An 11,440-nucleotide genomic window follows, 5' to 3' on the forward strand; every position below is an offset into this window, starting at 1 on the left:
CGTTTTAGCGTCGGAATGTACCGAACTTGCCGGTGTGGCGGATGTCGTGCCGGAACATCGGCCAGGCACTTGGCATCAGATAACCACTATTGCGACCGGCAACCGCAAAGATGCCCCGGGTGGTGGCGATGTAGATGATGCCGTACTGGTCAAGCACGGGCGAAGGGAAGATGTCGATGAAGAGATTCCGGGGTTTAGAACCGGAGCCTTTACGGTCGGTCGAAAAGGTCAAGGTTGTTTCCCACAGTTTGGCGCCGTTGGAGATGTTGATGGCGCACAGTTTCTCGGTTGTGGTATCGGCAGCGCCGGCAATGTAGAGGACACCATCCGCGGTTAGTACCGGGGTACTGCTTAATGAAGCATTGGGCCAAACTTCGCAATCCCACTCAAAGTTACCGGAAGAATTTAGTTTGTAGACCCGGCCGTTCTCGCAGCCGAAATAGATATTGCCGTCAATGTCAATGACCGGTGACGAGTTGATGTCGTTGTACTCACCTGGTACATGGTAGGTCCAGCGCCAGTTACCATCGGATGTAAGCGAAATCAGGTCGCCCTGGTCGGTGCCGATATAGATATTGCCGTTCTGGTCAACCGCGGGTGACGATGTGACGCCGGCGTCAATCAGGTACTGCCAGGACAGTGTGCCGCCCGCCGTAACACAAGTAACATAACCGGAGTCGTCCACAACCACAACACGACCATCGGGCAGAATAACCGGCGAAGAGTTGACATCGGTGGGTAAGGCGTAGTTCCAGAGTTCGGTCCAGGAGTTGCCGTTGTCCTGTAGTTTGCGCAGGGTTTTGTCTTCACCGGCGATGTAGATTGAGTTGCCATCGACCGCGGCGGAACCGGAGAAGGCGTTCTGCGTCAAGGTGTCCGGAAATCCCCACTTGATGTTACCGCTCGTGTTGAAGGCGTAGAATCTTCCATTTTCGTTTCCGATATAGATTGTGCCATCACTGCCGATTGCGGGTGAAGAGAGAAACTCCTCCCAGGTGCCAACACCTTCCGCCGAGACAAACAGGGTTTCAGCCTGATACGGGTCGTAGGCATAAAGCCGCTCATCAGTGCCACCAACAATCAATGCGGGCCGAGTTTCACTGCCCCGCGCCGCATAACTGAAGGCGGGTGAGGAGACAAACTCTTCACCCGGTAAACCCCACAAAAGTGCGCCTTCACCAACCACAGTAAACGACTTGACAGCCGATGTTTCAGACACAAGCCCGAGTGAGTCCTGAGCAATTGCCCGGATTTGATAGGTGCCGGTTTGGCTGTAGCGAACCGAATCCATTCCGATGCCACCGCTGGGCAGGAACGGCGTCCACTCTGATTCTCGGCCATCACCCCAGATAAACTTATAACGCACCCGGTCGCCTTGCGGGTCGATGGTGCGAGCGTAAAATCGGTAATAAGGACCGCTGGCGATACCCCGGTTTGGTCCACTGACTACCGGTGCCGGCGGCGCGGTGTTTGTCTGCAGCGCGATGAAAACCTTCACCGGTGAAGTGTCGGATATAAGACCGGTTTTATCCCAGGCGACACAGCGGATATTTTTTACCCCGCGATAAAAATATCTTACGGAATCGGTCACCGTATCACCGGACGCAACAAGCGGGCTCAAAAGTGAGGTCTGCCCTTCGTCCCAGAGAAACTTTATCTTTACCGAGTCACCATTCGGGTCGATTGCCACCGCCTTAAACACCTGCCATTCACCCACCCAGCCCGAATCAGGACCGATTGGCGCACCGACTACCGGTGGCAGATTTTCACCAAGAACAACATTCACAACCAAGGTATCACTCCACTCCGCGCTGAAGTTTCCCTTGTCGTCTTTGGCGCGCACCCGCACCGGGTAGGTTCCGACCGCCTCCCACAGATGAGTGGCATAAACCGTGTCACCGGATGGCACAAGGGCTGAAGTGTCAAACTTCCCATCACCCCAGTCCCAGATGTAGAGCACCCGGTCACGATTGGGGTCGGTGGTAACCGAGTGATAAGTTGCGCTGTCCCCGAGGGTGACGAGGGTATTGCCAATTGGTTTTGCAGGTATCTGCGGTGGTTTGTTGCGGCAGCCAACTCCGAGGGCGACAACCATAATCAGAATTGCTGCCAGAACTAACCTTTTTCCCATGTATCCTCCTTTTTGTTATTATAAAATGTTTACTATCATTATGTCAAGGAGAGTTGTTTTCCTGATTTGGGCTTTTGACCTCAACATAGATGTTGCGTTCCACCCGGTTAAGGTATTGCCGTAGGCGCTCGGCAAAGGTCTGTTCATAGAGATAGTTGCGAATCGCATCCTGGACTTCAAGAAATGATAGGATACGGGTAGGTTCTTTGGCGAGAATTTTGATGATGTGAAACCCATGTTCGGAAAGTACCGGTTCGCTGACCGCACCAGAGTCCAGTTGACTGATTACCTGGTCAAAAGGCGGCATCAATCCATCAATGTAAAAGGTCCCGAGGTAGCCTCCTTGTTTACCGGTTTCGGGGTCATCGGAGTAGCGGCGGGCAAGGGATTCAAACGGGACATCCTGTTTGAGCATACTTTTTATCTTACGCGCGGTCGCAAGGGCACGCAGGGTGTCGCTGCGGGTGATGGGTACCGCGATTAAGATTGAACGAAAACGGAGCCGGTTTTTACTTCTTTCGGTTAATTGAGCAATGCAGTAGCCAGTACGGATGCGAAAGGGCGGAGAAATCTGCCCGGGTTTTAACTGATTAAGGACCAGTTTAAACTCCCAGGGTATGGCATTGGTGTCTTGCCAGCCCCAATCGCCGCCACGGCTGGCGGTTTTTTTGTCATCCGAGAAGGAGCGGGCAAGGGTGGCAAAGTCGCCGCCTTTTGCAAGGAGGGTCAATATGTCCTGGGCACGCTGGCCAGCGGCCGCTTCGGCAGAATCGGATGGTTTTGGAGCAATGAGGATGTGACTCAGTTCTACCCTGCCGGGAACACGGGCAATTGAGTCTTTATGCGTGTTGTAGAACTGTTCGGCTTCGGCGGGCGAGATGTAAATCTGGGTCAGTCCTTCTTTTTCAAGCAGTTTGCGGGCAAGGAGGTTACGGCGGACCTCTTTGCCGATTCGGTCGCGAAGCTGTTTTTCGGTTAGACCTTCGGCGGCGAGGGTCTGCCGAAAATCTTCTTCCGAAGCGAATCGTTGCTTTAACGAGTTAAGGTTTTCCCCAACTTCGGCGGCAACCTCTTCACGGGTGACATCAATCGACTCCTGTTCTGCCTGTTCGGAGAGGAGCGCTTCATCAATCAACCGGCGGAGGACGCCGTTCCGGAGTGTACTGTCATCGGTAACAGTGTCGCCGCTCATAAGTCGCAGGTAGGTCATCAGTTGTAGAACTTCGCTTTCGAGGATGATTTTATTGCCAACGATGGCGGCGATGCGGTCAGCACTGCCGGCAAAGGCAGCGCCGTCGAAAAGCGAAAGTAGCAAGAGTAAAAGAGAAGCCAGACCGCGACGGGACCGAAACATTGACTGTTAGCGCCGGCTGTACTCTTCCGGTTTCAGAGTGATTTTTGCCTTCTCCCGGAGGCTGTTGAGAAGACTGTCCAGAGTGGTACGCCGTTGCTCACTCTTTAACGCTTCCGAAATGTAGTACTGGGTAATTTCGTTAAAACTGGGATTTTCATTGATTTTTTTCTTCTCTAACACTTTGACAATCTGGTAGCCGAGCGGGGTGGCAATAACTGGCGACACCTCTCCCGGGTTAAGGGCAAATACCTTTTCTTCATCGCGCAGGCTCCAGCCCAGCGACATACCGACGCCGCGCGTTGGGTAACCGGGGATGTTGAGCGCGGTGGTGTCCATAGAGCGTTCGCGCGTCAGACGGACAAAATCGGCGCCCTGTTTAAGTTCGCTTAAGGTCTGTTCGGCGGTGATGGAGTCGGGCAACACCATCAGCATCAACTTTAAACCGAGGGTAAAATCGGTGCGGTGCTCTTGAAAGTATGCGGAGATTTGCTCGGGCGTGGGTTCGATTGATTCCGCAATCCGGGAGGCGAGTTCGTTGGCTAAAAACATCCGTTCCATCCAGGCAAGGCCCGAAGCAACCTTTTCGTCTTTTAGATAACCCCGGCGCACCGCCTCCTCGGCAAGCAAGGCGATTGAGGTCATCCGGTCAAGGATTTTGGGTAAGTTGCTGGGTGAAACCTGAGCCCGCAGTTGTTCGGCGACATAGTCCACCTGGGGTGCAGTGATTTGGTCACGGTTGACTTGGGCGACGACCTTGCCTTTGGGAGGATGTAATCCAGATGGACTATTGGTGCAATTTAGAAGAAGCACAATTAAAATAAAACAAATTGTCAACAGGTTTTTCATCGTTCACTCCTTTGTTTGCTTTTCTTTATGCTTTTGGGCAATTTCGGCGGCGACCCTTTTGAGTACGCCCTGGTTGACACTGATTTTTGCCCGAGAGCGGAGCTGGGCGAGATACTCCTGATACCGGGCGGTGCGTTGTTCCAGGATTAAGTTGTTGCGGATGAGCGGGGCAACCAGAGCGAAATCTTCTCCCGGATAACGGTCGCGGTGATTCTGATAGTAGTTATAGACATCAGAGTCCGAAACCTGAATCTTACTGGTTATCATACGGTTATAAAGAGTTTCGTAAAGCAGTTTACGCCGTCGGCGCTCAATTTGTTCTTTGACCTTTGGTGTTTGGTCAAGACGACGCTGCAAGCCGTCTTCGTACATCAGGTCGTCTTCAATTGCCCGCTTAATCGCATAGGTGCGGATGGCGGTGTCCAAACCGGCTGGAAAGCGGCGTGCGATGTGCAATAGCCGCCCCACTTTGACATACTTACTTGAATCCCGCACTGCAACCCACACCTCTTTTTCCGCCTCGGTGATTGAATCGACCGGTTTGTAGAATACAGATAAGCCCTGGGGGTTGTAAACAAGGCGTGCTCTTAACCGGGTAACATACTCATTTGCCGCCTTGCGCTGTCGGGAGATTTTAATCTGCTCTTCAAGTTGCTGCTTCGCCTCGCCAAATGGTGGAAGGGGTGGGTCGGTTGGACCCCGGTCCAGCAAAAGGACAATCTGATAAGTGGAGTCAAAAAAAATCGGTTTGGTGTACTCGCCCGGTTGCAGTGCCATAACCGCGCTGCGCATCGGCTCCTCAATATAGTAAACGGGAATCGTACCAACATCGCCCGCGCGGGTGCGGCTCGGGTGTATTGAATGACGGACCGCGAGGCTTTCAAATTGGGCACCGCTTTGCAGTTCCCGGTAAAGACGTTGAGCAACAGTTTCCTCTTTTACGACGATGACCCGACAATGAACCTGAACGCTCAACAAATTGTAAGTTTGCTGTAACTCCTGGGCGCGAACCGGTGGACTGGAGCGAGCGATATCAGAAAAAAGTTCAGAAATTACCAGACCCTTCTTTTCCAGTTCTAAGGGATAGGCGATGGCGGAGTCCAGACCCAGGCGTATCGCCTCCTGAACGAACAGCTCCTGATTTATTAATCCCTCGAGACACTCCTGAACCGCAATGGACTCTTTTCCCGGCTCAATCGATTGTGGCACAGAACTGATAAGGGCGGACTTTCTTATTGAAATATTGTCTACCCGAGCAACTACCGGGTCGGCACTGCTACAGGAGCCGGAGAGGAAAGTTAAAATTAGTGCGAACAAAATAGCGATGGGGCGCATCAAACAAACATTACCGGCAATCGGCTTAAAGTCAAGATAAAAAACAGGGGGATGGAAACCATCCCCCTGCGCGTGTAGGAGCAAATAATTATGTGCCCTACTTTTTACCGGTGTTGTACTCGTCTTTTTGCCACTTGGGCCAGGGCGCGCCCTGCATTAGGGTGCCGTCTGTGGGACCGATGACACAGTACATATAGTTACTACCGACGACGATGATATCACCGGTTGGACCAACCGCAAGGCTCGGGTAGCTTTCTTCAAGCAGACGGCGCGGCCGATGCGTCCTGCTTCGCCCTGCAACCTGTGTATAGCAGTCAGCAACCCACTTGAGGTCTCCGGTTGCCTGGTCCAGCGCCCACAGTTGGTCCTCATCATCCATAAAATAGAGGTAGCCGTTGGCAGCAAGGAGCGGGGAGCCGATGATTTCGTTTGTTGTGTGCTGCTGGCTCCAGCCTTCGTTGCCGTTAGCGGGCTGGAGGGCAACAACCTTACCACCACTGGTGGCGACAAACAGATACGATGGGCTTAAAACCAGCCCGGCAATTCCTGCCGGGTCAACAAGTTTTTCCCACTTCTTGGAGCCGTCTTCGTTTATCGCATAAACATAACCGGAGTCGTCACCAACATAGATGACACCGTCGTCACCCATTACCGGTGAACCCAGAGCAGAGTTCAGACGAAGCGTGCAGACCCATGCCGGGCTCTGGATATTCGGTTCCATCTTATAAACTGTTCCGTTGTCGAGCGCGACCAAAACATAGCCGGAACGGTCAATGACCGGTGCACCAACAACACTCGCCGGCAGTTTGTAGGCACCAAGACGATTACAGGCACTGCCCGCATCCTGGAGGTAATATAAGGTGTCGTTGGCATCGGATACGATGTAGATGTTATTGCCGTTGATTGCCGGTGTACCCCAGCCGTGCTCAGTGGTGTCGGGCTGCCATTTCCACGCCTGACTCAGACCGCTGGCTTCCAGTGCATAAAGGTAGCCGTCGTCGCTTCCGATGATAATGTGTGCCAGGTTTGCACAGTAGGCAGGATTGCCCTGGAAGATGTAAGATTCCGGGTCCGGTTTACTGCTGTTTGCCGAATTCTTTTTTCTGCCGTCACCGTATTTGACCGAGTAGAAGTAACCGTCATCGCAGTAGGTGTAAATCAATGTGTCGACACCGCTAATGACCACCGCCGGTGATGCGATGGGTGGTTCTGAGTCTCCGCTAACTGTCCCGGCGAAGTACCAGCGGACGCGTCCCTGGGCAACAACGGTAATCACGGTTGATTCCGGGGCGCACTCTGAGCGCTTTTTATCCCGGGCTTTTACCTTTACCGTAAAGTTGCCAGTGTCGTCGTATTGGTGAGTATAGGAAAGTGTTTCCCCAGAAGCGACAAATGTGCCAACCCATCCCTTGGAACCGTCGCCGAAGTCGAAATAAAACTCAATCGAATCGCCTTCTGGGTCGGTGGCGCTGGCGATGAACTCCTGGTCAACCTTCTTCGGGACTAAGTTTGGTACCCAGAACCAGAGGTTTTCCGGTGGGTTGTTGGGCAGCACGCGAATCTGTTTTGCCTCAGACCATTCCGAGATTTTTGTCGGGTCTTCGTCAAGATAGGCAGCGACTTTGTAGCTGAATGTTCCGACCTGGGTCCATTTTGGAGTGATGACAACGGTGTCACCACTTGGCGACACATCGGAGGTGTCCATTTTGCCATCAGGCTGACCGAGGTCAACGATGAACCGGACATCTTTGTTCCCGGAAACAGATGTGAACACCCGGATTGAGGTCGTGGCGTTGACCCAGGTTGATTCCGGTGAATAGGAGATTATCGGCGTTGAGGGTGCCTTGGACTTGCCAAGAACAACATTCACAACCAAGGTATCACTCCACTCCGCGCTGAAGTTTCCCTTGTCGTCTTTGGCGCGCACCCGCACCGGGTAGGTTCCGACCGCCTCCCACAGATGAGTGGCATAAACCGTGTCACCGGATGGCACAAGGGCTGAAGTGTCAAACTTCCCATCACCCCAGTCCCAGATGTAGAGCACCCGGTCACGATTGGGGTCGGTGGTAACCGAGTGATAAGTTGCGCTGTCCCCGAGGGTGACGAGGGTATTGCCAATTGGTTTTGCAGGTATCTGCGGTGGTTTGTTGCGGCAGCCAACTCCGAGGGCGACAACCATAATCAGAATTGCTGCCAGAACTAACCTTTTTCCCATGTATCCTCCTTTTTGTTATTATAAAATGTTTACTATCATTATGTCAAGGAGAGTTGTTTTCCTGATTTGGGCTTTTGACCTCAACATAGATGTTGCGTTCCACCCGGTTAAGGTATTGCCGTAGGCGCTCGGCAAAGGTCTGTTCATAGAGATAGTTGCGAATCGCATCCTGGACTTCAAGAAATGATAGGATACGGGTAGGTTCTTTGGCGAGAATTTTGATGATGTGAAACCCATGTTCGGAAAGTACCGGTTCGCTGACCGCACCAGAGTCCAGTTGACTGATTACCTGGTCAAAAGGCGGCATCAATCCATCAATGTAAAAGGTCCCGAGGTAGCCTCCTTGTTTACCGGTTTCGGGGTCATCGGAGTAGCGGCGGGCAAGGGATTCAAACGGGACATCCTGTTTGAGCATACTTTTTATCTTACGCGCGGTCGCAAGGGCACGCAGGGTGTCGCTGCGGGTGATGGGTACCGCGATTAAGATTGAACGAAAACGGAGCCGGTTTTTACTTCTTTCGGTTAATTGAGCAATGCAGTAGCCAGTACGGATGCGAAAGGGCGGAGAAATCTGCCCGGGTTTTAACTGATTAAGGACCAGTTTAAACTCCCAGGGTATGGCATTGGTGTCTTGCCAGCCCCAATCGCCGCCACGGCTGGCGGTTTTTTTGTCATCCGAGAAGGAGCGGGCAAGGGTGGCAAAGTCGCCGCCTTTTGCAAGGAGGGTCAATATGTCCTGGGCACGCTGGCCAGCGGCCGCTTCGGCAGAATCGGATGGTTTTGGAGCAATGAGGATGTGACTCAGTTCTACCCTGCCGGGAACACGGGCAATTGAGTCTTTATGCGTGTTGTAGAACTGTTCGGCTTCGGCGGGCGAGATGTAAATCTGGGTCAGTCCTTCTTTTTCAAGCAGTTTGCGGGCAAGGAGGTTACGGCGGACCTCTTTGCCGATTCGGTCGCGAAGCTGTTTTTCGGTTAGACCTTCGGCGGCGAGGGTCTGCCGAAAATCTTCTTCCGAAGCGAATCGTTGCTTTAACGAGTTAAGGTTTTCCCCAACTTCGGCGGCAACCTCTTCACGGGTGACATCAATCGACTCCTGTTCTGCCTGTTCGGAGAGGAGCGCTTCATCAATCAACCGGCGGAGGACGCCGTTCCGGAGTGTACTGTCATCGGTAACAGTGTCGCCGCTCATAAGTCGCAGGTAGGTCATCAGTTGTAGAACTTCGCTTTCGAGGATGATTTTATTGCCAACGATGGCGGCGATGCGGTCAGCACTGCCGGCAAAGGCAGCGCCGTCGAAAAGCGAAAGTAGCAAGAGTAAAAGAGAAGCCAGACCGCGACGGGACCGAAACATTGACTGTTAGCGCCGGCTGTACTCTTCCGGTTTCAGAGTGATTTTTGCCTTCTCCCGGAGGCTGTTGAGAAGACTGTCCAGAGTGGTACGCCGTTGCTCACTCTTTAACGCTTCCGAAATGTAGTACTGGGTAATTTCGTTAAAACTGGGATTTTCATTGATTTTTTTCTTCTCTAACACTTTGACAATCTGGTAGCCGAGCGGGGTGGCAATAACTGGCGACACCTCTCCCGGGTTAAGGGCAAATACCTTTTCTTCATCGCGCAGGCTCCAGCCCAGCGACATACCGACGCCGCGCGTTGGGTAACCGGGGATGTTGAGCGCGGTGGTGTCCATAGAGCGTTCGCGCGTCAGACGGACAAAATCGGCGCCCTGTTTAAGTTCGCTTAAGGTCTGTTCGGCGGTGATGGAGTCGGGCAACACCATCAGCATCAACTTTAAACCGAGGGTAAAATCGGTGCGGTGCTCTTGAAAGTATGCGGAGATTTGCTCGGGCGTGGGTTCGATTGATTCCGCAATCCGGGAGGCGAGTTCGTTGGCTAAAAACATCCGTTCCATCCAGGCAAGGCCCGAAGCAACCTTTTCGTCTTTTAGATAACCCCGGCGCACCGCCTCCTCGGCAAGCAAGGCGATTGAGGTCATCCGGTCAAGGATTTTGGGTAAGTTGCTGGGTGAAACCTGAGCCCGCAGTTGTTCGGCGACATAGTCCACCTGGGGTGCAGTGATTTGGTCACGGTTGACTTGGGCGACGACCTTGCCTTTGGGAGGATGTAATCCAGATGGACTATTGGTGCAATTTAGAAGAAGCACAATTAAAATAAAACAAATTGTCAACAGGTTTTTCATCGTTCACTCCTTTGTTTGCTTTTCTTTATGCTTTTGGGCAATTTCGGCGGCGACCCTTTTGAGTACGCCCTGGTTGACACTGATTTTTGCCCGAGAGCGGAGCTGGGCGAGATACTCCTGATACCGGGCGGTGCGTTGTTCCAGGATTAAGTTGTTGCGGATGAGCGGGGCAACCAGAGCGAAATCTTCTCCCGGATAACGGTCGCGGTGATTCTGATAGTAGTTATAGACATCAGAGTCCGAAACCTGAATCTTACTGGTTATCATACGGTTATAAAGAGTTTCGTAAAGCAGTTTACGCCGTCGGCGCTCAATTTGTTCTTTGACCTTTGGTGTTTGGTCAAGACGACGCTGCAAGCCGTCTTCGTACATCAGGTCGTCTTCAATTGCCCGCTTAATCGCATAGGTGCGGATGGCGGTGTCCAAACCGGCTGGAAAGCGGCGTGCGATGTGCAATAGCCGCCCCACTTTGACATACTTACTTGAATCCCGCACTGCAACCCACACCTCTTTTTCCGCCTCGGTGATTGAATCGACCGGTTTGTAGAATACAGATAAGCCCTGGGGGTTGTAAACAAGGCGTGCTCTTAACCGGGTAACATACTCATTTGCCGCCTTGCGCTGTCGGGAGATTTTAATCTGCTCTTCAAGTTGCTGCTTCGCCTCGCCAAATGGTGGAAGGGGTGGGTCGGTTGGACCCCGGTCCAGCAAAAGGACAATCTGATAAGTGGAGTCAAAAAAAATCGGTTTGGTGTACTCGCCCGGTTGCAGTGCCATAACCGCGCTGCGCATCGGCTCCTCAATATAGTAAACGGGAATCGTACCAACATCGCCCGCGCGGGTGCGGCTCGGGTGTATTGAATGACGGACCGCGAGGCTTTCAAATTGGGCACCGCTTTGCAGTTCCCGGTAAAGACGTTGAGCAACAGTTTCCTCTTTTACGACGATGACCCGACAATGAACCTGAACGCTCAACAAATTGTAAGTTTGCTGTAACTCCTGGGCGCGAACCGGTGGACTGGAGCGAGCGATATCAGAAAAAAGTTCAGAAATTACCAGACCCTTCTTTTCCAGTTCTAAGGGATAGGCGATGGCGGAGTCCAGACCCAGGCGTATCGCCTCCTGAACGAACAGCTCCTGATTTATTAATCCCTCGAGACACTCCTGAACCGCAATGGACTCTTTTCCCGGCTCAATCGATTGTGGCACAGAACTGATAAGGGCGGACTTTCTTATTGAAATATTGTCTACCCGAGCAACTACCGGGTCGGCACTGCTACAGGAGCCGGAGAGGAAAGTTAAAATTAGTGCGAACAAAATAGCGATGGGGCGCATCAAACAAACATTACCGGCAATCGG

8 protein-coding genes are annotated in these 11,440 nt (G+C 52.6%); all 8 read right to left on the reverse strand.

The window, feature by feature from the left end:
* Window positions 1-4: 4 nt before the first annotated feature.
* Window positions 5-2,131 (reverse strand): PQQ-binding-like beta-propeller repeat protein, encoded by a 2,127-nt coding sequence (locus HPY86_04700; protein NPV14212.1) that lies wholly within the window; start codon window positions 2,129-2,131, stop codon window positions 5-7.
* A 43-nt stretch (window positions 2,132-2,174) separates the two neighbouring features.
* Complete coding sequence (locus tag HPY86_04705; protein ID NPV14213.1) at window positions 2,175-3,485, reverse strand: hypothetical protein; 1,311 nt, start codon at window positions 3,483-3,485, stop codon at window positions 2,175-2,177.
* A gap of 6 nt (window positions 3,486-3,491) precedes the next feature.
* Window positions 3,492-4,331 (reverse strand): hypothetical protein, encoded by an 840-nt coding sequence (locus HPY86_04710; protein NPV14214.1) that lies wholly within the window; start codon window positions 4,329-4,331, stop codon window positions 3,492-3,494.
* Between the two features lie 3 nt (window positions 4,332-4,334).
* On the reverse strand, window positions 4,335-5,666 hold the full coding sequence (locus HPY86_04715) for a hypothetical protein (GenBank protein ID NPV14215.1): 1,332 nt from the start codon (window positions 5,664-5,666) through the stop codon (window positions 4,335-4,337).
* Window positions 5,667-5,763: 97 nt separating this feature from the next.
* A complete protein-coding gene (locus HPY86_04720; GenBank protein ID NPV14216.1) occupies window positions 5,764-7,881 on the reverse strand; it encodes a PQQ-binding-like beta-propeller repeat protein in 2,118 nt (705 codons plus the stop codon).
* A 43-nt stretch (window positions 7,882-7,924) separates the two neighbouring features.
* Window positions 7,925-9,235 carry a hypothetical protein gene (locus HPY86_04725; GenBank protein NPV14217.1) on the reverse strand — a complete coding sequence of 437 codons (1,311 nt, stop codon included), beginning with the start codon at window positions 9,233-9,235 and terminating at the stop codon, window positions 7,925-7,927.
* Between the two features lie 6 nt (window positions 9,236-9,241).
* On the reverse strand, window positions 9,242-10,081 hold the full coding sequence (locus tag HPY86_04730; GenBank protein ID NPV14218.1) for a hypothetical protein: 840 nt from the start codon (window positions 10,079-10,081) through the stop codon (window positions 9,242-9,244).
* Between the two features lie 3 nt (window positions 10,082-10,084).
* Window positions 10,085-11,416, reverse strand: a complete 1,332-nt coding sequence (locus HPY86_04735) for a hypothetical protein (protein NPV14219.1) — start codon at window positions 11,414-11,416, stop codon at window positions 10,085-10,087.
* Window positions 11,417-11,440 lie beyond the last annotated feature (24 nt).

The sequence above is a fragment of the candidate division WOR-3 bacterium genome (assembly GCA_013177935.1).
GTDB lineage: Bacteria > Hydrothermota > Tepidihabitantia > Tepidihabitantales > Tepidihabitantaceae > Tepidihabitans.